Raw genomic sequence first — 20850 nt, 5'->3', positions numbered from 1 at the left:
CCAAGTTCCTCTCTTTATCTCGTTCAATCGGCCAGACTGTTGGCCAGGCTGTAGCGCCCCGCGGGGTGTTGTCTTGAAACCAGCCACTGCGCGGCGGCCAGCGCACCTTCCGCGTAAGCCGCCAGTGTTTCGACGCGGTAGCTGAAAACTGTACGGGCCGATCCCATGGTGAAGCGTACTTCGTTGATACCAACTGTTTCACCGATACGATCAATCAGGATGACCGGCTCTGGTGCGGGAAACCCCATGGCAAGGCTCTGTGCTTCAAACAGATCCCGCGCCAGAAGCCGCGACGTGCCGGATGGCTCCGCCTTCTTGCGGGCATGATAGGTTTCGCTGATCGTCACTGTGGCGTCCGGCATGCGGCGGGCAAAATCGATCACTGAACGCCGGAATGCTTCAAAACCATGGGCGAAATTCGCGCTGATCATCAACGGTCGGTTGGTGGCGAATGCCGTCAACTGCGCATCATCTTCCGATGTGAAACCAGTGGTGCCGATGACCACGGGAATGTTCTTCGTGCAGAGCAGGTCCTGCATCGCAAGACTTGCCGCCGGAGTGGAAAAGTCGATCATCACATCGCTGCGGGTCTTTATCCAGCGTTCCGCCGGGCGATATTCAATGCTGCCACCGGCAACCGGCGTACCAACCAGCCTCGATTGCGGCGAAACGAGTGCCGCAACCAGTTCCAGTCCCGGATTGGCAAGGGTGAGCTCAATGAGACGAGTACCAACCCTGCCGGATGCGCCGAGAATAGCAATGCGCATGGTGTTACTCCTCAGTCGATGACGACTTTTGGTTCCGACATCTCGCGTAGAGCAATGCGAACACCTTCACGGCCAAGTCCAGAGCGCTTCACGCCGCCAAACGGCACGTGTTCGGCCCGGAAATCTGGTCCTTCATTGACCATAACGCCCCCGACAATAAGATCCCTTGAGAAGGTCTTGATCAGCGCATGGTCATTGGTGAAAATACCCGCCTGCAATCCGTAGGCACCGGCATTAACCTCGGCAATCGCTTCAGCCGGGTCGGAAAACGACCGGATTGCGATAACCGGACCGAATGTTTCATCGGCAATGACTGGCGCATCTGCCGTGACATCGGTCAACACGGTCGGGGCAAATACCGTGCCGTCATGGGAGCCGCCGGTTAGCAATCTTGCACCCGATCCGGAAACGCTTGCCGCGATCCGATCAGCCACATTCTTGGCTGCAGCAAGGTCAATGACAGTGCCCATGTCGGTATCCTCATCCGACGGGTTTCCAAACTCCACGGCATCAACGGCTGCCAGCAGTTTTTCTGTGAAAGTTTTTTCGATGTCGCGGTGCAGATAGAGCTTTTTGACAGCTGCGCAGCTCTGACCGGCAATCTCAAAACGATGTCCGATGGTGGTGGCGACTGCCTTGTCGAGGTCTGCGTCGGGCAGGACAAACAGCGGATCGTTGCCACCCAATTCCATCAGGCAGCGGATCAACCCGCTGGCGTTCTTGAGTGCCAGTCCGGCAGCCGGACCGCCGGTGAAAGACAGCAGATCAATCGGTGACCTGGCCAATGAAAGGGCCGCCTCAGCTGCACCATGTACCACCTGGAAAAGATCGGCGGGCCATCCAGCCTTCAAGGCAAGTTCACGCAGGCGTGCTGCGGCGAGTGGTGCCTTGGGAGATGGTTTTGCAACGACTGCATTTCCAGCAGCAATTGCCGGGCCCAACTTGTGGCAAAGCAGGTTCAGGGGGTAGTTGAATGGTGTGATGGCGCCGATCACGCCGACTGGTTCGTAGGTAATGGTTGCCAGACGGTCGGCGCCGCCCTCGACGATAGCGCAGTGCAGTGCTTCACCATCCAGAAATGTTGCCGCATCTCCTGACAGCCGCAGCGTGTTCTGTGCTCTGCGAACCTCGTTACGCGCCTCGCGGATTGTCTTGCCCATTTCACTGGAAATGCTCTTGGCAAGATTTTCCGCGTCGGCGGCGATTTCCAGCGCCAGTGCATTCAGCATTGCGCGGCGGACCGCCGGAGTTGAATGACGAAACTCGCTCTGGGCTGCCTTGGCACGTGTGATGGCTTCTGCGATCTCGAGAGGCGAACTGACGGCAATTTCACCAACCGGTGCATCGTTGAATGGATTGCGGACGATGATCACCTTGGCTGTATCAAGTATCAATCGCTGCGCTTGAGTCATCTCGGTAAACCTTTTCAATTGTTATCGTGGGGAGTGGAGTTGGCGCCAGTCAGCGCCGCGATGGAAACCGGACGTAACGGCCAGCGGCGGCCGGTGAGGTCCTGTGCTGTCGCAGCACGGTCGCCCGGGTTGAGTTCAGCCATGAGAGCGGCGGTATTTGCCGCGCAGAAACGTCCCTGACAGGCGCCCATGGCAAACCGGCCATTGTGTTTGACTTCGCGTCCGCTCAGCAGGTCTTCTCGTTCACAGAGCTGGCGAAGATCACCGATTGTCTTGCCTTCGCATCGGCAAAGCACGGTTTCATCAGGCAACTGGTTGAAGACCGAGGATTGATCTGATGGTGCAAAAAGGGCTGACAGGGTGTCCTGCGCCTTGCGGGCACGATTTATTGTTTTGGAGATGTTCGCTGCCGTCCCTTTGCCCGAAAGTATGGTAACGGCTGCCTGGCCCGCCCGCTTACCATCGGCGTCGGCAGCAAAAGCACCCAAAGCTTCGCGGCAATCACCTGCCCGCAGAACGAACGGGCCTGACGGGCTGTCTGTGACCTCTGGCGGCAGTCCAAAATCGTTCGGGCGAATACCATCATGCAGGCCGATGCGATCCGCCGTGATAGTCTGGGATTTGCCATCCTCGCTGCGAATGGTTGCAAGGAGTGCAGTTTCATTGCGCTCGATTGCCACCAGGCGTGCAGCACGTATCCACGGAATACGCCGGGCATATATATGCGCAAGATATCCGACTGCCTCACGTAGCAGTGAAAGATGGGGCAGCATTGCAAAAGAGGGTCCAACTTGGTGGAGTGGATCACCCGCCTCGACAATGGCAACCGGTGGCTTGCCCAACCTGGCCATCTGCGCGGCAACTGCAATCAGCAAGGGACCACTTCCCGCAAGAAGGATATTCCCCTCCGGTGCCCTGCCCGTTTCTTTCATCATAACTTGTAAACCACCGGCGGTGGACACGCCGGGAAGATGCCAGCCCGGTCGCGGCAAAACCTTTTCGACAGCACCACAGGCAATGATGACACCCCGTGGACGGCGCTGCTCGATGTGTCCGGTGCGCCTGTTGTCTAGCAAAACCACTCCGTCGCCATCCACGCCGAGGAAAACCGAATTGTGGTGCACCGGGATACGGGCTTGCGAAAATTTACTCAGGATCGCCTGCCAACGAGCCTGTGTCTGCGCCGTGTGGCATGACCTTTCAACGCCAGCAATCGGTTGGCGGTAGATTGCACCACCGAGAGTGTCGCGTTGTTCAACGAGTTCAACCATATAACCGGCGCGCGCGACCTCTGTCGCCGTGGCCATGCCGGCGGGCCCGCCACCGATCACGAGAACATCTGGTTCAACCATGTCTGTTCTCCATCGGCTCCACCCGCATGCCAACTTTGGCCGGAGTGATGCAGGCTTCACGGACTGTGCCGTCAATGCGCATGGCGCAACATTGGCAGGCGCCGATGCCGCAAAAATACCGTGTTTCCTGTCCCAGTCCGTCATGGCCGAAGCTGCGGATGCCGGCTGCGTCCAAGGCTGCCGCGACACTTTCACCCGCACGAAACGGAATATTCTGTCCCATCCACTCAAATGTCATTGCGGTCATGCTGCCACTCCACAACTGTTGAAGCGGGCAGGATTAAATGCGGAGATATCGAGATCAGTTTTTTGATCGCAAACCAGCTGCGCAATAGCCTTGCCGGTTACCGGGCCAAGACAAATGCCATCGCCTTCGAAACCTGTTGCGACATAACCATTTTCGAGACCGGGAATTCGCCCTACCAGCGGTAAACCATCAATAACAGCGGTGCGAACGCCCGAAAAACTCCGCAACAGCCTGACCCCGGCCAGACCGGGAACGAGATCGACGGCGCTGGACAATATCTGCGTCACCGCATCGATATCGTTGGTTTCGCGGCGGCCGAAATCTTCGCGGGTACCGCCGATCAGAAACTGCCCTGTGGTGAGCGGATCGATAACCAGTCCGAGGCCACGCGATGCTGCTGCCTGCGCGCCTTTCTGGCTGCCTTTGCTCAGGAGATAGCGGCCGGACATGATGGCGCCGGGCATTAGGGCATTCAGTGCCGGTGCCCGTTCGGTCACCAGAAGCTGGCCTTTTCTTGGTGTCAGCACATCTGACAAACCAAGGAGTTTGGCGGATCCGTTGCCGGCCGCAATAACAACCGCGTCGCCCCTGAGATCACCGCGGTTGGTGGCAATAGCGGCGATACGGTTACCGCCCTGTTCAACGCGGATGCCCTGCACCTGCGTATCGCGGTCGACTCTGATTTTAGCTGCGGTCAGCAGCCGGTGAACGATCTGATAGCCAATGGCGTGGCCTTCACCATGCACCTCGACAGCCATTTTCGCCTGTCGCGAAAGTGCCGGAAATGAATGGTGCAAGGCCGCGTCACTAAGCGTCTCTACAGTGACCCCGGCGCTTGCAAGTGCTGCCGAATGGGCGTCCAACACAGCGCATTCATCGTCGGACGCTGCAATGATGAAGGTCGAGCGTCGTTTGAACGCGCCTGCAAACAGGCCCTCATCCGCCAGCTGCCCATAGAGTGCGACACCCTTCATTGCTGCGGTCATCATTGGGCCTGGACGCTTGCTTGCGACCGAGACGGCGCCGTCTGCAGCCCCGGTTGCTTCGGCTGCAGGTGCGGATGCGTCAAGCAGCCTTACCTCTGCGCCACGCCGAGCCAGAAAGTAGGCAGTCGCAGCACCGACGATGCCGGATCCGACGACGATAACGCTGAATGAAGAGCGGGATTGCATAAATTCTGGCCGACCTTGTTGCTTGTCGCCCGATATTGGCGGAGGCTGGCCTTGTCCGTCGATACAAGATGATGACGTTACTTGGTCACGAAATTTGTATCCGCTAAAAACTCATCACTCTCTAGAAAAGAGGGAGGGGGACCAAAGTCATGGCCAAGATAAGCCTTACACTCATCCAGACATTTTATCAGGTGGCGCGCCTGGGATCGTTTTCCGGTGCGGCACGAGAACTCAACTTGAGTTACCAATCAGCCGCCAATCATGTCCGGCGGCTGGAGCAGATTCTGAAGGGTAAGCTGATCGATTCAGAACAGGGCGCCAAGCGGATATCGCTCACACCACGCGGGCGCGCACTTTATAATCTGTTGCATCCAGAGCTTGATATCATGCTCGAACGGTTGACAAAGCTGATCGAGAACCAACGTTCGTCACTTCGTGTCGGCATGCCACAGGCGATTTTTTATTACCTTTTCACCAACATATTGTCGCGGTTCCGCGAGGTTTTTCCGGAAATCGAGTTCGCGGTGTATGAACGTGACACCGTCCTGGCCGAACTGGTCAAGAACGGTAGTCTAGATGTCTGTATTTCCGAGCGATATTTTGGTGATCCGGTTGTGCCGCAGCGATTGCTTGGCAGTTACAGGCTGAGTTGTGTTTATCCTGAAAGCTGGGGCGAACTTCCTGACCCGCAGGATATACCAAGCTGGGCGGAGGGGCGGCCGTTCATAACCTACGAGCCCGGGCAGACCCTTCGAAATCTTGCCGTCGATTTTCTGGCGCGTGACGGGGCAATCGTGCAACCTGTTGTGTCCACTTCAGGCAGTTCCAGCGTCAAGCGTTGTGTGGCCGAGGGGCTGGGCTTTTCGATTATTCCATCGTGGTGTGTCGGGCCGAAAGATCACACGATCCGCAGTAAAAAACTCACCAATCTGCCAGAGGTGCGCGTCTATTTCGGAACCGCAGGATTTCTGCAGAAACACCCGATGGTACAGCAGTTGTTCGATGACTGTCGCCGAGAACTTGTCGGGCCGGTGCTCGATCCTCCGCGGTCGAGCGAGCTTTCGCTTCCGCCGCTGTGAGCACGACATATAAAAAAGCAGATAAGTACGTCCGAGTCTCTAGCATTGTTCCCGGTCAAATCACGGATAGGCTGGTTCTCGACCGACTGGCCTCGTGGACTGGACTTTCAGGAGCGCGGGTCGCGGACAGTAAAAAATATTCCGGGGAACATAGGAGAACGAGATTATGAAATTATTTTCCAAGCTCTGTGGTGCGGCAGTGATTGCACTGTCACTGTTGGGCGGCACCATTGCCTCAGCTGGAACAATCGATGATATCCGTAGCCGCGGCGTCCTTCGTATCCCGGCTATTCTCAATGAAACGCCCTATTTCAACAAGGACCCCCGCACGGGCGAGTGGCAGGGATTTGTCATCGACATGGCAAATGACATTGCCAAGACGCTCGACGTCAAACTTGAAGTGGTTGAATCCAGCTGGGCGAACGCCATCCTGGATGTACAAAGCGGCAAGGTCGACATGGCTTTTGCGGTTACTGCAACGCCAGTTCGCGCCATGTCGGTGTCGTTCTCTGATCCGACCTATTACAACAGCTTTGTCATTGTTTCCTCGAAAGAAGAGCTCAATGGCAAGACCTGGAATGAACTGAACGATCCCAAATATACATTTGCCGTTGATCTTGGTTCTGCACAGGACCTGATTACCCAGCAATATCTGCCAAAGGCCAATATTCTGCGTTTCAAGACCCGTGACGAAGCCATTGTTGCTGTTACCACGGGCAAGGCCGAGGGCTTGGTCAACACCATGTTGAACGGGCTCGTGATTTCAAAGAAGGCACCAAACATTGGGTCCGTACAGGTCCCTACTCCGGTATTGTCGACACCGTCGGTGATTGCCCTCAACTACAGTGTGGACGAGCCTTTCAAGACATTCGTGTCTGCTTGGGCAGAATATAACCGCCGTATTGGCAACAATCAGACCTGGATCCTGAAAAGCCTCGAGCCATTCGGCATTACGCTGACAGACATTCCTGATGGCTTCGGCTTTGGTGGCTGATCGCTTTTCTGTCTAACGACCGGTCCTTCCCTTCGAGACGAAGGGAAGGATTTCTGCATTCCGGCCGCAAGCCATACGACATCATTGATTGCAGCCCAACTCCATCGCGCTACAAGCGCGATTTTTTGCTTTGCTGGCAGAATACTGCCTCGAAAAATATCTGAAACTATTGCGGGAAACGAAAAAGCCTGCCGCGGGAGGAGGTGCGGCAGGCTTTCGAAAGATTTGAATAGCGACTGGGAGGAGGATGCCGCTATTCTTCCAGACGTCCCTTGGGAGGAGGAGTGGGCCGTCTGATGACGAAGCTTTGCGGGAGGAGGTGCATCGCTTCGTTGAGTTAATGAATACGATAAAATGCGTGCCTTCGAAATAGCCAATAGCGCAGTGGAGCTATGCAAAAATAGAAGATCACTTTTGGTTCACGGAAAAGATCAGTCAAAATTTGCGGAAGACTTCCGTTATTAAGATTCTGTGAACATCACTCATCCAGTAGGACAGCCAGAAAATTTGTGATATCCGGCCGGTTTTACGAATGAGAGGATAAGTACCGTGAGCGAACAGACAGTAGCTGAGGTAACTGACAAGATTTACGCATCGATCCAGTCGGACAATGCTGACATTGACCTGCATATTACTGACCTCAAGCAGGCGTTGGCGCGTGAAGGCGCCAAGGAAGCGGTTTTTGATCCGACAAAATTGGCCCATAACAACCGCTCCGGCCGTAAGTTGATGCAGGCCTATTTCCGCCAACGTGGCGTGACCGTGAAGTTTTCCGCGTGATCCTGATGGTGCCATCGCGATATTTGCGGTCCTTGGCTGTGATACCGCTGCCGCAAATTTGATCCCAGGCTCGGTCACTCCTGGCATGGGTGGCCACATGTTTTTGCAAGTCGTTGATTTATCACCGACGCTTGTCTCCGCCCGGGCTTGCGAAGCAACTTTCGCGTGCTTAAAAGACGTTTCGTTTCAATTCTGTATAGTAAGAGGACCAACTTCGTGGAACAAGCAAACAAGCAGACCGTCAAGGGTCGGCGCAAGGCGCTATTTGCAGCCGTTGCAGTGATCGCAGTTGCAGCCGTCGGCGTCGTCGGGGTTAAGACTGTCTACGAAGGTAAAGTGAAGGATTTCATCACCAGCACTGGCGGCACAGCTGAGGTCGTCAAGGTCGATTTTCTCGGACGTATTCATGTTCGCAACTTTGTGCTGCCTCAAGCCGATGGGGGCAATCTGCGTATTGCGGCGGCTGATGGCCGCCAGGAATTTCTGTTCCTCAAAAGCGATCTGCAGGTAAATGGCGTTGAAGTCGAGACACAATTGGTCAACGCTTCGATACCGCATATCCGTTGGGAAGAGCCGGCTTTCAATAAAAATATCTCGCACGACGCCTCTCCTGCTGACGTGATTGCAAGCTTTTCCGCAAAGCGTATTTTTATTCCTGAAACCATCGCTACTCAAAAAGTCGCCAATACCGGTCAGAAGACGGTTTACAAAGATGTTGTCTTCACAGGGGTGGCCGATGGCAAGATCGCCCAATATTCGGTCGATAGCAGCAGCTATGATGTTACGGTCGATCTGCCGGAGAGTGATGCCGCGACCAAAACGAAGAATATGCTGATCACGACCGGTGCTATCGCAGGTGAGAGCATTGATGTTGCCTATCTTGTCCGGCTGTACACTGAAAAGGCTGGCCCTGACGACAAGGACGCAAAGCTTGTCTATGGACCGGTTACGGTCAGCAAAATTGCTTTCTCAGACGGTGAGACGAAGTTCACTTATGATGAGATGATCAGCAAGGGGGTCAGCTCGCGCATGCCATCGGAGCCCCTTATGGAGACTTTGAAGGCACTATCAACAGCGACAAACTATGACGATCTCTCACCTAAAGAGAGGCAGGCATATTTCGGCAAGTTTCTTTCTCTCGTAGACATGATGGGCAAGGCCGATTTGGAGCTGCGCGGCCTGACTGTCGACGCCCCTGACACGGCGAGCGATGAAGAAGGAAAGAAGCTAAAGCTGGTCGTTGATAGTACTTTTTTGCAAATGGACGGTCGCAAGCTCAATGTCGGCCTGCACGGCTTGAAAATGGGTAATGGCGACGACAAAATCGAAGTTGCTGAGGCCAGCCTTACGGGTTTCGACTGGGGTTCGTCGCTCGAGGGCTTCGGCAAGTTTGTGAGTCTTGAAGAAGACGAGATGGCCAGCTTTGCATTCAGCCAACTGATGCCGGAATTGGGCACCATTCGCGCTGCAGGTATCAACGTTGACGTGACGACCCCAAAGACAGATGATACGGCAGAAGGTGATGAAGCGGCGGCGGCGGCGGTGCCTGAGCGCGTTCAGTTCCAGCTCAAGAACTATGAGATGGCACTGACCAAGCCATTTAACGGCATTCCAACCGACATCACGATCAAACAGGAAGATTTGACGCTTCCAATCCCTGAGAATTCTTCGGATGAAACCTTCGTGCAGTTGCGCAAGATGGGTATGGAGGTTCTGACCGTCTCCTACGGGCTTGCTGCAAATTGGGATGAAGCAAACAAGAACCTCGTCATCAAGGAAATATCTGCGAATGGCAAGGATATCGGCAGCATCAATTTTTCCGGTCTGGTGAGTGGCTTTGGCGAGGAGTTTTTCTCGTTTGATACCACACGCATGCAAGGGGCGCTTTTTGGCCTCGCTGGCCGCGAAGTGAAGATGACGATCAAGGACGAAGGTCTGATTGACAAGGCCGTGAAGCTCTACGCGGCGCAAAACAACATGACCGAAGATCAGGTGCGGGGCATCTTGACGGTCGGTGCGACCATGGGCCTGCAGGAAATCACGGCCACCCAGCCACAACTGCAGGGCACTGCTGATGCCGTTCTTCTCTTCATCAACGCGCCAGGCACATTGACTGTCACTATCAAGGCCAAGGGTCCGAACGGCCTTGGTGTTCTTGATCTGGCAGCCGCATCGCAAAATCCGATGTATCTGTTAGGCCGGATCGATATCGAAGCGACCGCTGAATAAGCGCGACCCAAGAAGTCGGCGGCTCAGATGTGTGGGCCGCCGACGAACTTTAAGGCGTGTTGGGTCTGTTCATTAAACTGGCAGATGAGCCTGACGAACCAGTTGGCCTTTGAGGTGGGCTGTTTCCAGCCCAAGTTCGATAAAGCGGTGCGCATGTTTGGCCAGAGCAACGTTATCGTCCCACAAATTGCGCCAAATGGCCGTCTTCAGTGACAGATCTTTATCGACGATGGTGGTGGAGAAGGATTCGAACGTCACATAGTCATCCCAGCCAATTGCTACCAGCGCGTCAAAGATTGCCGGGAAGTCGATTGTGCCGGTTCCCAGATAACCACGGTGGCTTTCGCCAATGTGGATGTAGCCGATCTTGTCCGCCGCGTGACGGATGGCGAGGCCAACATCGGCCTCTTCAATGTTCATGTGGAAGGTGTCGAGATGCAGCAGCACATTCGAGGCGCCTGTATCCTTGATATAGGCCATTCCCTGTGCAGCGGTGTTGAGCATGTTGCTCTCGAAGCGATTGACGATTTCGAGATTGAGTGTGACGCCAGATGCTTTGGCGCGGTCTGCCACCTTTGTCAGCGCTGAGACGCTATTATCCCATGATCTTCTGGTCAGCACATGTTCTTGCTTGCCATGGGAGGAACTCAATATGCCTGCAAGTTTGCTGCCGCCGAGATCGCGCACCAGCGCGACAGCCCGGTCAAGGATATCGACGCCGTTGGCCACCACTGATGCGTCATCGCTCGAGATATCGCCTTCGGGTGGCAGGCCCATGCTGACGGCAACGTCGAGGCCGAGTTCACGGATACGGCCTGCGAGCCAGGAAACATCGACCTGAGCAGGATCAAGATAAGAGAACTCAATCAGCTTGTAGCCCAGCTTTTGCGTGTTCTCGAGCGCCTTTTCAAGCTCATCGCGCGAGGAGCCCGCGCTCCAGACAAAGGAATGCACACCGATCTTCGACATATCCCGGTACTTTCTGAATTGAATGGAAAAAAGTCGGACTGGCACCGCATATACGTACGGTGCCAGTCCTGTCTGGAGGAGATTAGCGAGCTGCAGTCCAGCCCTTGTAATCCTTGACGTTGTCTGCGGTAATCAGCTGCGGGTCGAGCAACACGATTGGCTCAGCCGGCTTGTTGCCGTTCAGCACGTCCACGCCAAGCTTCAAGGCTTGACCGGCCATGACATATGGGTCCTGCGAAGCGGATGCCTTGATCATGGAATTGCCGCTGGCGAGCGACTTTTCGATGTCTGGTGCACCGTCGACAGCGGTAATGATGAACTCACTGCGGTTGAGCTGCTTGGCGGCAAGTTCAGCGCCAATTGCTGTCGGGTCATTGATCGCAAAAACCGCGTCAATCTTGTCAAACCGGGTCAACAGACCCTGCATCACGGCAAGACCGCCTTCACGGGAACCCTGGCCATTCTGGTCGTCGGACAGGATTTTGATATCTGCATGTTTGCCAAGAGCTTCCTTGCAACCCTGAACGCGATCGAGGATCGAGGACGAGGCTGGTCCGTTGATGATGACAACGTCGCCCTTGCCGCCGATCTTTTCGGCGATGTAGTTGCAGGCCTCTTCGCCAGCCTTGACATTGTTGGTCATGACGGTGACGTTGGCGCCCGGAGCGGAAACGTCAAACGCTGCCACAACAACGCCGGCGGCCTCTGCCTTTTTGACGGCCGGCGCGATGGCCTTGGCGTCAACTGCGTTCAGCATGATGATGTCGACACCGGCAGCAATGAAGCTGTCGATCTGGGAGACCTGCTTGTTGAGGTCATAGTCGGCGGAAACGGAGATAACTTCGACGTTCGGATTGATCTCCTTGGCGCGGTCTTCAATGCCCTTGATGGTGGCAACAAAGAACGGGTTACCAAGCAGACCGACCGAAATGCCGATCTTGTTGAGGTCCTTGGCGGCTGCGGGCATGCAAAGGGCGGCAGCCATGGCGGTGCCGATAAGCAACTTGGACATAAGACGCATGTTTTCCTCCATAATGCGCGTTTTGCGCGGTTGTTTCCGGTTCCCAACCGGTTCGTTCAGCCGGAAATCAGGTCCGGCCAAGCCCTTGGAGCCTGTAGCGATCGAGGCCGACGGCGACGATGATCACAAGGCCTTTGATGATGTACTGCCAGATGTCAGAGACACCGGCGAGGATGAGGCCGTTGGAAAGCACGGCGATAATGAGGGCGCCGATGAGGGTGCCCCAGATCGAACCGACCCCGCCAACAAAGCTCGTGCCGCCAAGGATGACCGCTGCGATGGCATCAAGTTCGTAGGCCTGGCCGAGCTGCAGGCCATTGGCCGCATAAAGGCGTGCGGCAGACATGGCACCGCCAACACCGGACAACAGACCAGACATCGAATAGACGAACAGGAGAACCAGTGGCACCTTGATGCCGGTCAGTCTGGCGGCTTCCGAGTTGCCACCCACGGCATAGATCCATGTGCCGAGTACCGTCCGTTTGAGAATGAACCACGACACAACGATGGTCGTCAGCGCGATAACCGCCAGCCACGGAACGCCGAACAGCGTGCCATTGCCGATAAAATCAAAGGGCAGATCCGCATTAAACACTGTCGTGTCGTTGCCGAGCAGACGTGCAACGCCACGAATGGCTGTCAGTGAACCCAGTGTGACGATGAAAGGCGGCAGCTTCAGCCAGGCGATGATGGCACCGTTGAGGAAACCGCAGGCAAGGCCGGCAGCAATCGCGGCCGGAATTCCCAGCATGCCGAGATCAGGCACAAGAGAAACAATCACTGCAATCATCGCGGACGCTGCAAGGATCGAGCCAACTGACAGATCGATACCACCGGTCAGAATAACGAAGGTCATGCCAGCCGCAAGCACCGTATTGATCGAAGCCTGTTGCATGACGATGGAAAGGTTATTGGCGGAAAGGAACCGACCACTGATCAAGTGGAAGCCGATGGCCAGCAGAACAAGAACAGGCAACATGCCGAGCGCCGTCAGCGTTGAGCGCAGTTTCAGCTTTTCCATCCTGCTCTGTTCGGTTTCACTTGCGCTCATTGTTCCGCTCCCACTTCTTTTTCTGTTGTCGTTGTCAGGCTGCGTGGCCGGCCGTGCCGGTTGCCAGTGCCATGATCGCTTCCTGTCCGATCGGTTCTTCCGGTGATCCGGTGACCTCGCCGGCGATGCGGCCTTCACGCATGACCAGCACTCGGTCAGCAATGCCGAGGATTTCAGGCAAATCGCTTGATATGGCGACGATGGCGATGCCGTTCTGGGCAAGCTCATCAATGATCCTGTAGATCTCCGATTTCGCGCCGACATCCACGCCACGGGTCGGTTCATCCAGAATGATGACCTTCGGTTTTGTCTCCAGCAGGCGCGCAAGCAGTGCCTTTTGCTGGTTGCCGCCCGAGAGGGCGCCGACATTGATCTGCGTACCGGCGGTGCGGATCGACAGGGATTTTACCGCATGGGCGGCCCGTTCCCTCGCCTTCGAAAAATTGAGTACGCCACCGGACTTGGCATCACCCGCAATGACGCCGATATTGATGTTATCGCTGATCGACATGTCGAGGAACAGCCCGAGCGATTTGCGGTCTTCTGTGAGATAGGCAATACCAGTATCGAGCGCAGCGCGCGGTGATGTGATGGCGACCGGTTTGCCGTTGAGCGTAATGCTGCCTGTTGTCTTGTGGTCGGCACCATAAACGAGGCGGGCAAGTTCTGTCCGGCCTGATCCAACTAGCCCGGCAACACCAAGCACTTCACCGGCACGCACATCAAAAGAGCAGTCATGCACTCTGACGCCGTCGCCGACATTGTTTACCGACAGGACAGCAGCGCGTTCGCCCGTCACTTGCCGGTGCTCTTTTTTGTAGAAAGAAGACAGATCGCGCCCGACCATCATCGACACAAGCTTGTTTGCCGACAGTTCGGTTCGTTCCAGGGTGCCGACATAGGCGCCGTCACGCAGCACACTCACCCGGTCCGAGAGCTGATAGATCTCTTCCATGCGGTGGCTGATATAGATGATCGCGATGCCCTTCGCCTTCAGGCGGGCAATTACGTCAAATAGCCGGTCGGTCTCGCGTGTTGTCAGGGAGGTCGTTGGCTCGTCCATCACAATGATACGCGCATTGGTCGTCAGCGCCCGGGCAATCTCCACCATTTGCCGTTCGCCAAGTGAGAGTTCGGCCACGCGCCGCCCTGGGCCGAAACCAATACCGAGTTGCTGCAGGATGGGTTCTGCGCGACGGCGCATCTCTGCCCGGTCTGCAACACCGAAGCGGGAAGGCTCGTTACCGAGGAACATGTTTTGCGCAACGGTTAGGTTGGGTGCGAGTGAAAGTTCCTGATAGATAACGGCAATGCCTAGTGCCTTGGCCCTCTGTGGATCACCAAGCAAGGCGGGCGCTCCATCGATCAGCACCGACCCACCGGGATCAGCCGTATAGGCGCCGGACAGGATTTTCATCAAGGTCGATTTGCCAGCACCGTTTTCGCCCATCAGTGAATGGACTTCACCGGCATGTACGGTCAGGCTGACTTGGGACAGGGCTTTTGAGGCGCCGAATGTCTTGCTGATCTCGCGCATTTCAAGGAGCGGGTGCTGCTGGCTTGCCGTCAAGGTCATGCGCACTTCTCCTTTAAATCGTCTTGCGTTTGGCCTGTCAGGGCATCGACATGCTGACGCCATCTAAGGCGATAGTCCTCAAGTCCGGCTATGGTCGCCGCAGTTGCCGTGGCGCAATCATTGACGAAAGGATTGTGGCCACCTGCATCAAAGACGAGAGCAGCCGCACCAAAGGCACTCCCCTCAGGGTTGGCACTGGTGTGCACGGTCTGATCCGGTCTGAGGTCTGCAAGAACCGAGGCATAAAGCCCTGTTTTGACCAGACCGCCATCAATGACAATCGTGTTCTTCGAACCAATGAGGTCGAGTGACAGGTCGGTCATCAGGGCGACATAGAGCATGGCAACGGCGGCGCGCTCTTCGCCATCCACCGCGGGGCCAATGAAGTGGCCGGTTTGGCCGGGCATGGGACCGCCCGGCGCAAAGGATGGCAAAGCAAACGCCTTTTTGGCGATAACAGACGCAACGGCTTCGGCCGATACAGGCTTCGTCCACCCGCCGCTGGCAACATCGTATTCGCGGCCACCCATGAAGCGGATCGTGGCGACCGGTTGGTGATCGACGGTGACATTTGCCAGCATGTCGCGCTTGGCATCCAGTGTTTCCAGCGGGCTTGCCGGATTGAAGATGATGACCCAGGTGCCGGTTGAAACCAACGTGAAATCGGAGAAGCCAAGCGAGCGGTAAAAATAAAGCGCGCTATTGCTGTCATGCACGCCATTATGCACGGCAACGTCAACGGTGCGGCCGTCTTCCAACCGCACAGCATATGTTCCTATGACACTGCCTGCGCTTGCAAATTCAGGCATTTTTTTCCGCCAATCCATGCGGTCAACGAGGCTGCTGAAATCGTCTTTCAACGGTGCCCACAGATTGGAATGGCAGCCGAGATAAGAGACTTCGCTCACTGTACGACCGGAAAATTTCCAGCTCCAGAATTGCGGGTAACACAGAATGGCCTCTGCCTCGGCGATCAGTGCCGGATCACGGGCATCAAGCCAGAGCAGATGTCGTCCATAATTGAAACCAAGCGGCAGCGGCGGCGAAAAGGTTTCGCTGAAATCCGGTGCCATCGCATCGATCCGTGCGGCGATATCGGCAGGTGGTTCCTGTTCATAGTCGAGAATGGCGTGAACCAGCTGGTCGCCGCGCGTCAGTGCAAATGTGCAGCCATGGCCGGAAAAGGTGATGCGGTCGACGCCATGCGCGTCAACGACACGGGCAAGCTCACCCTTCATCCAGTCGAAAAGTGCATCGTCATCCAGTGTACGCAGGTCATCCTGCTCGCGCCAGATGGGACGCGTGCGGGCCTCGTCAATCACCTGACCATCCGCCGATACGACGAAAAGTTTTGAATTGGTCTTGCCGAGATCAAAGACTGCAAGAGGATTGGCGCTCATGTTGCACCTCCCACCTTGGCGATCATGATGCTGACGCCAGCATCTTCCAGCATTTTCGAGGCAGTGTCCGTCAAGCCGTCGTCGGTGATGATGGTGCCGATGCGCGACAGCGGTAGCACGGCATTGCGTGGCTGAATGGAAAATTTGCGGCTGTCAGCCAGAAGAACAATCTCGTCAGCACAGGCTGCAAGTTCTCCAATCACCTTGACCAGCAGGGGATGGGATTCAAGCAGCCCCTTGCCGCTGATGCCCTGCGTGCCCACAAAGAAACGTGAGGCAAAAAAGCCCGGGGAGCCGGCTGTCGGATCATGGATGATGCCCGGTTCGCGGTATAGGTCGCCGCCTGCAAGTGAAAGCTGGCAGGTGCCATGTTCGCCGAGATAGGCTGCAAGCGGCATGGAGTTGGTCCAGAGCCGCAGATTGCGCTGCGCCAGTAGAATACCAAGCTGGTAGCAGGTCGAACCCGCATGCACGATGATGGAATCGCCATCGCGCACCAGATCAGCAGCCATGGCTGCAATGGCCCGTTTTGCCTCGACGGCAATGTCACGATTTTCGTCATAGGGGCGTGCTGAGAGGCGGACGCTGTCACCCGGCTCCATCGCAGAAATACCGCCATAAACTTTGCGTGCACGGCCAAGCTCATGCAGCTTGTCGATATCACGACGGATTGTAGCTGGAGAAACGCCGAGTTGCTCCTGCAGATCCCGTACCGAAGCGAACGGTGTCTCGCGCAAAAGGTCAGTAATGGCTTTATGGCGTTCGGTGTCGTTCAAGACGTTTCCTCCCGGCGTCTCCCTCGCCGATGAATGAAGATAATCATAATCAATCTGCCTAATCAATAGTTGTGACGAAAATTATTCACTATTGACGTTTTGTGATCATGAAAATACCTTTTGCAGAAAAGTTCGCTCATAATTGTCATTAAACGACGATGATGCGACGCTACGGCATAGGAGGAGGCCGGTATGACTTCGGGCAATCGGACGCAGGACATTCCAGGCTTCGAGGCATTTCTCGATCTTTCGCGGCAGATCGGCAGTGATGTGCTGAAAACACAGGGCGCCGGGGGCAACACGTCCATCAAGCACGACGGCATGATGTGGGTTAAGGCGTCGGGCACATGGCTTGCCCATGCCGGAACACGCGACATCATGGTGCCTCTTGAGGTCGCTCCGCTGGTGGACGCGCTCAGGGCACGGGATCCCAGTGCCGAAAAAGCAACAGATTTCATCATCTCCGACCTGAATGCGTCGGGGCTGCGCCCCTCAATCGAGGCGAGCTTTCATGCGGCATTGCCGCAAACGGTGGTGGCGCATTATCATTGCGTCAATGCAATCGCGCTGTCCGTCTTGGAAGATCGTGAAAAACGGATCGCTGAGCGCATGGAAAAGCTGACGGATTTGACCTGGGCAACCATTCCCTATCGTCGCCCCGGCACACCGCTTGCCCGGGAAATCGAATTGGTTGCCGCAAACCGGCCGGACGTTCTCATCCTCTACAATCACGGGATTATCGTTACGGGTAAGACCGTGGAACAGGTGCGCCATCGCATAACCCGCGTCACGGAGGCCTTGACGATGCTGGAACGCCCTGTCGCAGAGGTCGATGTCGCAGCTTTGACAGCGCGAGCGGCGGGTTCGAATTTCCATGCTGCAGAAGATCGCGGCAGCCACAAGATAGCCCTTGATCCCTCGAGCATCAAGCTGGCGACCAGTGGGTCTCTTTATCCGGATCACGTCATTTTCCTGGGTACGGAAATTGGTGTCCTTGCCAAGGGGCAGACGGCAAAAGCCTATTGTGAAGCACGTTTGGCGCAAAATCGGACAGTACCGAAAATGCTTATCGCTCCAGATGTCGGCGTCCTCTTGGCAAATGAGTTGACGGATGGTGGTCGCGTCATGGCGCGGTGCCTTGCCGAAGTCGTTGCTCGCATTCCAGAAGATGCACCCGTTGTCTATCTCGGGCCGGATCAGGAATATGAACTGACCCATTGGGAAGCCGAACAATACCGTCAGGCTCTGGATCGCAAGGCGAGTCAGCGCACATGACTGCGACGGCAAAACCAGCCAAAGCGCTGGGCATTGATCTCGGCACCTCAGGGGTTCGTGCTGCGGCGCTTGCGGACGATGGCACTCTTTTGGATATGGCTGCATTTTCATTTCCAAATGCAGCAGCGGGGCGTTTGCCCTCCGTGTGGTGGGCCGGGGTACAATCCTGTCTGGCAGAACTTTCCGCTCGCCTGCCGTTCAAGGAAATTGAAGGCGTAGCGGTTGATGGCACCTCAGGTACTGTGGTGGCGCTGGATGCCAGCGGTGAGCCGGTTGGCGACGCGTTGATGTATAACGACCCCTGCCCCGACCTTGGGATTGTCGAGAAGATCGCGTCAGAAGCCCCAACCAACAGCCCCGCTCGGGGTGCAACCTCCGCACTGGCCCGTGCTATTCATCTGTCACGCCAACCCGGTGTAAGCAAAGTCGTCCATCAGGCCGACTGGATTTTGCTTAAGCTTGGCGTGTCGGCAGCAACCAGTGACGAAAACAATGCGCTGAAAACCGGATATGATCTCGTCAACGAGCGTTGGCCGGATTGGCTGGATGCCTGTGGCATGGATATCGCATTGCTGCCCGAGGTCAAACGTGCTGGCGCTCCTATTTCGGAAATCGGTGCCGCAACTCGCTTGTTCGGCATTCCCGCGACTTGCCGTTATCATGCCGGAACGACGGATGGCTGCGCGTCATTTCTCGCAACCGGCGCATCGGCAATTGGTGACGGTGTTACCGCTCTTGGTTCGACACTGGTTATCAAGTTGGCCTCAGCCAATCCGATCGATGCTGCTGATTATGGCATTTATTCGCACCGCATTCTGGACTTCTGGCTCGCCGGCGGAGCCTCGAATTCCGGAGGGGCGGTTATCGGCAGCTTCTTTGACGCCCAACAGTTAAAGTTCATGACGCCGCTTCTGCAGCCAGATAAGCCGACCGGCCTTGATTATTACCCGCTGAACAAGCCCGGCGAACGTTTTCCCATCAACGATCCGTCCTATCCGCCGCGTCTGGAACCTCGCCCGGCCGATGAGATAGTGTTTTTCCAGGCAATTCTGGAAGGTATCACTTCGATCGAAAAATCGGGGTACGACCGTTTGGTCGAACTTGGCGGTCCGAAACTTCAATCTGTGCGCAGTGTCGGCGGCGGAGCTGCCAATCCCGCTTGGACAAACATGCGCCAAAAGGCGCTCGGTGTGCCTTTGCTTGCCGCGCGGTCAGCCGAGGCGGCTGTCGGCACTGCCTCCTTGGCGCTGGCCGGAAAGGCACGATGGTCATGAGCCTTCCTCCATGGACGACGCTGGCTGATCTGGCTGAACGATATGACGCCTTTCTCGTCGACCAGTTCGGTGTGTTACGGGATGACGAGCGGGCTTACCCTGGCGCCAATGACGCGTTGGTGCGACTGAAGGCTTTGGGAAAATCCATCATTATCCTCTCCAACTCTGGCCGAAGCGGTGACTACAATGCCGACCGCCTTGTGAAGCTCGGCTTTGACCGTTCCGGTTTCGATCGCTTTCTGACTTCAGGCGATGTTGCCCATGATATTCTGGCAGAGGAAACGGCAGGGAAAAGCACGACGCGTTGCCTGACGATATCGAGCGGCGACGACCGCAATCTGGCTGATTCCCTCGGTTTTAAAAGCGTTGACGATGCGGCGCTGGCCGATGTGGTGATCATCTCCGGTAGCGAGGCTGAACGAATTCCGCTCTCCCTATATCGAGAGCGGCTGGAACCGGCAGCGCGCCGTGGTGTGCCCTGTTATTGCACCAATCCTGACCGGCACAAGCTTGCCAAGGGCGGTGGCACGGCACCCGGTGCAGGCAGTATTGCGCTAACCTATCAGGAGCTTGGCGGTGTCGTGCGCTGGTTTGGAAAACCCTATCCGGCAATCTACCAGAAGGCGCAGTCTCTGTTGGGTGGCGTCGCCTCAGATCGCATCATCTGTATTGGCGACAGTATCGAGCATGACATCGCAGGTGCTGCAGGCGCAGGCCTGAGTTCCTGCCTTGTGCGCACCGGTATACTGGAGCGCAGTACCGAACCTGAATTGAATGCGATCTCGGAAAAACACTCCGCCCGGCCAGATTTCTTAATGCAACGCTTTGTCTTTGGATGACGCCAGACACGGTCTGTCCCGCTGTCATTGCAGTTACGACAAACCGCAAGGTACAAAAAGCTTTGCGATCACGGCTTATGATCCGGATGCGCCAACCGGTTTAGGCTGGTGGCACTGGAATGTCGTGAATATCCCGGCCACGGCAACTTCCCTTGAGCTCAATGCCAGCGCCAACGGCAAGATGCCAGCGGGTGCCACGCAAATCAGCAATGATTACGGCGTTGCCGGTTTCGGCGGCACTTGCCCGCCACCGGGTGAAGTTCACCGCTACATTTTCACGGTCCACGCCCTGTCGGTCTACAAGCTTGATCTGCCGGAGAATCCAAGCAATGCGTTGACCGGATTTATGGTTCACGCCAACAGCATTGAAAGCGCTCGCATCACGGCCGTCTATAACAGATAGGCGATATGACCGCCTGACAGCCGAGTTCCTTATGCGGCTGTCAGGACCCGCTTTTGGCAAGTTTCTGCGCCTGTAATTTGGCGGCCTGTTTCAGCCCCATGCCAATGCCGAAACGAATAACAAGTACCTGCAGCAGAACCAGCCCTACGACAAACCCGCCGATGATCGTTGCGTCATCGCCACTCAACGAGAAAAGGCTTCCCTGACCGTCGAGGCCTATCAGATGATAGACAC

Annotated in this window: 20 protein-coding genes; 8 read left to right on the top strand and 12 right to left on the bottom strand. The window is 56.1% G+C overall.

Translation table 11 applies throughout. The features are described from left to right. Positions 1-23: 23 nt before the first annotated feature. The 5 genes from M2418_RS18465 to M2418_RS18445 are packed head-to-tail and all read right to left on the bottom strand — an operon-like array spanning position 24 to position 4950. Positions 24-767 (bottom strand): 4-hydroxy-tetrahydrodipicolinate reductase, encoded by a 744-nt coding sequence (locus M2418_RS18465; protein WP_259148411.1) that lies wholly within the window; start codon positions 765-767, stop codon positions 24-26. An 11-nt stretch (positions 768-778) separates the two neighbouring features. Beyond that, positions 779-2179 (bottom strand): aldehyde dehydrogenase family protein, encoded by a 1401-nt coding sequence (locus tag M2418_RS18460; RefSeq protein ID WP_259148410.1) that lies wholly within the window; start codon positions 2177-2179, stop codon positions 779-781. Positions 2180-2193: 14 nt separating this feature from the next. Beyond that, complete coding sequence (locus M2418_RS18455) at positions 2194-3531, bottom strand: FAD-dependent oxidoreductase (protein WP_259148400.1); 1338 nt, start codon at positions 3529-3531, stop codon at positions 2194-2196. After that, the gene (locus M2418_RS18450; protein ID WP_259148398.1) at positions 3524-3778 is read right to left on the bottom strand and encodes a (2Fe-2S)-binding protein; all 255 of its coding nucleotides are present in this window, start codon (positions 3776-3778) and stop codon (positions 3524-3526) included. The genes M2418_RS18455 and M2418_RS18450 overlap by 8 nt, the downstream gene beginning before the upstream one ends. Continuing rightward, on the bottom strand, positions 3775-4950 hold the full coding sequence (locus tag M2418_RS18445) for an FAD-binding oxidoreductase (protein ID WP_259148397.1): 1176 nt from the start codon (positions 4948-4950) through the stop codon (positions 3775-3777). Before M2418_RS18445 ends, M2418_RS18450 begins: the two co-directional genes overlap by 4 nt. 149 nt (positions 4951-5099) lie before the next feature. Here M2418_RS18445 and M2418_RS18440 point away from each other — a divergent pair, with 149 nt between their 5' ends. From M2418_RS18440 to M2418_RS18425, 4 genes are all read left to right on the top strand, one after another. Further along, on the top strand, positions 5100-6029 hold the full coding sequence (locus M2418_RS18440; protein WP_259148396.1) for a LysR family transcriptional regulator: 930 nt from the start codon (positions 5100-5102) through the stop codon (positions 6027-6029). 166 nt (positions 6030-6195) lie between these two features. Further along, a complete protein-coding gene (locus M2418_RS18435; RefSeq protein WP_259148394.1) occupies positions 6196-7023 on the top strand; it encodes a transporter substrate-binding domain-containing protein in 828 nt (275 codons plus the stop codon). A 549-nt stretch (positions 7024-7572) separates the two neighbouring features. Next, entirely contained in the window at positions 7573-7803 is a 231-nt protein-coding gene (locus M2418_RS18430) for a hypothetical protein (protein WP_259148392.1), read from the top strand. A 216-nt stretch (positions 7804-8019) separates the two neighbouring features. Then, entirely contained in the window at positions 8020-10032 is a 2013-nt protein-coding gene (locus M2418_RS18425) for a hypothetical protein (protein ID WP_259148390.1), read from the top strand. A gap of 72 nt (positions 10033-10104) precedes the next feature. Here the strand turns inward: M2418_RS18425 and M2418_RS18420 are convergent, their stop codons facing one another. The 6 genes from M2418_RS18420 to M2418_RS18395 form a co-directional block, all read right to left on the bottom strand. Continuing rightward, positions 10105-11001, bottom strand: coding sequence for a sugar phosphate isomerase/epimerase (locus M2418_RS18420; protein WP_259148389.1), 897 nt, complete (start codon positions 10999-11001; stop codon positions 10105-10107). An 82-nt stretch (positions 11002-11083) separates the two neighbouring features. Further along, on the bottom strand, positions 11084-12022 hold the full coding sequence (locus M2418_RS18415; protein ID WP_192490762.1) for an ABC transporter substrate-binding protein: 939 nt from the start codon (positions 12020-12022) through the stop codon (positions 11084-11086). A 67-nt stretch (positions 12023-12089) separates the two neighbouring features. After that, the gene (locus M2418_RS18410) at positions 12090-13073 is read right to left on the bottom strand and encodes an ABC transporter permease subunit (RefSeq protein WP_192490761.1); all 984 of its coding nucleotides are present in this window, start codon (positions 13071-13073) and stop codon (positions 12090-12092) included. 34 nt (positions 13074-13107) lie between these two features. Continuing rightward, positions 13108-14649 (bottom strand): sugar ABC transporter ATP-binding protein, encoded by a 1542-nt coding sequence (locus tag M2418_RS18405; protein WP_259148386.1) that lies wholly within the window; start codon positions 14647-14649, stop codon positions 13108-13110. Further along, positions 14646-16049, bottom strand: coding sequence for an FGGY-family carbohydrate kinase (locus M2418_RS18400; protein ID WP_259148384.1), 1404 nt, complete (start codon positions 16047-16049; stop codon positions 14646-14648). Before M2418_RS18400 ends, M2418_RS18405 begins: the two co-directional genes overlap by 4 nt. After that, positions 16046-16825, bottom strand: coding sequence for a DeoR/GlpR family DNA-binding transcription regulator (locus M2418_RS18395; RefSeq protein WP_192490758.1), 780 nt, complete (start codon positions 16823-16825; stop codon positions 16046-16048). Before M2418_RS18395 ends, M2418_RS18400 begins: the two co-directional genes overlap by 4 nt. A gap of 192 nt (positions 16826-17017) precedes the next feature. Here M2418_RS18395 and M2418_RS18390 point away from each other — a divergent pair, with 192 nt between their 5' ends. The 4 genes from M2418_RS18390 to M2418_RS18375 are packed head-to-tail and all read left to right on the top strand — an operon-like array spanning position 17018 to position 20616. After that, positions 17018-18100, top strand: a complete 1083-nt coding sequence (locus M2418_RS18390; RefSeq protein ID WP_259148382.1) for a class II aldolase/adducin family protein — start codon at positions 17018-17020, stop codon at positions 18098-18100. Then, on the top strand, positions 18097-19374 hold the full coding sequence (locus tag M2418_RS18385; RefSeq protein ID WP_259148380.1) for an FGGY-family carbohydrate kinase: 1278 nt from the start codon (positions 18097-18099) through the stop codon (positions 19372-19374). Before M2418_RS18390 ends, M2418_RS18385 begins: the two co-directional genes overlap by 4 nt. Next, positions 19371-20213: a TIGR01459 family HAD-type hydrolase gene (locus tag M2418_RS18380; RefSeq protein WP_259148378.1), complete on the top strand. Its 843-nt coding sequence runs from the start codon at positions 19371-19373 to the stop codon at positions 20211-20213. Before M2418_RS18385 ends, M2418_RS18380 begins: the two co-directional genes overlap by 4 nt. After that, positions 20200-20616: a YbhB/YbcL family Raf kinase inhibitor-like protein gene (locus M2418_RS18375; protein WP_259148376.1), complete on the top strand. Its 417-nt coding sequence runs from the start codon at positions 20200-20202 to the stop codon at positions 20614-20616. Before M2418_RS18380 ends, M2418_RS18375 begins: the two co-directional genes overlap by 14 nt. 40 nt (positions 20617-20656) lie before the next feature. Here M2418_RS18375 and M2418_RS18370 read toward each other — a convergent pair whose 3' ends face one another. Beyond that, complete coding sequence (locus M2418_RS18370; RefSeq protein WP_259148374.1) at positions 20657-20803, bottom strand: hypothetical protein; 147 nt, start codon at positions 20801-20803, stop codon at positions 20657-20659. Positions 20804-20850 lie beyond the last annotated feature (47 nt).

The sequence above is a fragment of the Rhizobium sp. BIGb0125 genome (assembly GCF_024810055.1).
GTDB lineage: Bacteria > Pseudomonadota > Alphaproteobacteria > Rhizobiales > Rhizobiaceae > Agrobacterium.
Note: the sequence above shows the minus strand (reverse complement) of the source record. Positions and strands in the feature narration are given on the sequence as shown.

Bases quoted from the DNA above. Each gene is read 5' to 3' on its own strand.
- M2418_RS18380 (WP_259148378.1), top strand. From the start codon at position 19,371: ATGAGCCTTCCTCCATGGACGACGCTGGCTGATCTGGCTGAACGATAT.
- M2418_RS18435 (WP_259148394.1), top strand. From the start codon at position 6,196: ATGAAATTATTTTCCAAGCTCTGTGGTGCGGCAGTGATTGCACTGTCA.
- M2418_RS18415 (WP_192490762.1), bottom strand. From the start codon at position 12,022: ATGCGTCTTATGTCCAAGTTGCTTATCGGCACCGCCATGGCTGCCGCC.
- M2418_RS18410 (WP_192490761.1), bottom strand. From the start codon at position 13,073: ATGAGCGCAAGTGAAACCGAACAGAGCAGGATGGAAAAGCTGAAACTG.
- M2418_RS18450 (WP_259148398.1), bottom strand. From the start codon at position 3,778: ATGACCGCAATGACATTTGAGTGGATGGGACAGAATATTCCGTTTCGT.
- M2418_RS18455 (WP_259148400.1), bottom strand. From the start codon at position 3,531: ATGGTTGAACCAGATGTTCTCGTGATCGGTGGCGGGCCCGCCGGCATG.
- M2418_RS18445 (WP_259148397.1), bottom strand. From the start codon at position 4,950: ATGCAATCCCGCTCTTCATTCAGCGTTATCGTCGTCGGATCCGGCATC.
- M2418_RS18440 (WP_259148396.1), top strand. From the start codon at position 5,100: ATGGCCAAGATAAGCCTTACACTCATCCAGACATTTTATCAGGTGGCG.
- M2418_RS18460 (WP_259148410.1), bottom strand. From the start codon at position 2,179: ATGACTCAAGCGCAGCGATTGATACTTGATACAGCCAAGGTGATCATC.
- M2418_RS18385 (WP_259148380.1), top strand. From the start codon at position 18,097: ATGACTGCGACGGCAAAACCAGCCAAAGCGCTGGGCATTGATCTCGGC.
- M2418_RS18400 (WP_259148384.1), bottom strand. From the start codon at position 16,049: ATGAGCGCCAATCCTCTTGCAGTCTTTGATCTCGGCAAGACCAATTCA.
- M2418_RS18405 (WP_259148386.1), bottom strand. From the start codon at position 14,649: ATGACCTTGACGGCAAGCCAGCAGCACCCGCTCCTTGAAATGCGCGAG.
- M2418_RS18420 (WP_259148389.1), bottom strand. From the start codon at position 11,001: ATGTCGAAGATCGGTGTGCATTCCTTTGTCTGGAGCGCGGGCTCCTCG.
- M2418_RS18465 (WP_259148411.1), bottom strand. From the start codon at position 767: ATGCGCATTGCTATTCTCGGCGCATCCGGCAGGGTTGGTACTCGTCTC.
- M2418_RS18390 (WP_259148382.1), top strand. From the start codon at position 17,018: ATGACTTCGGGCAATCGGACGCAGGACATTCCAGGCTTCGAGGCATTT.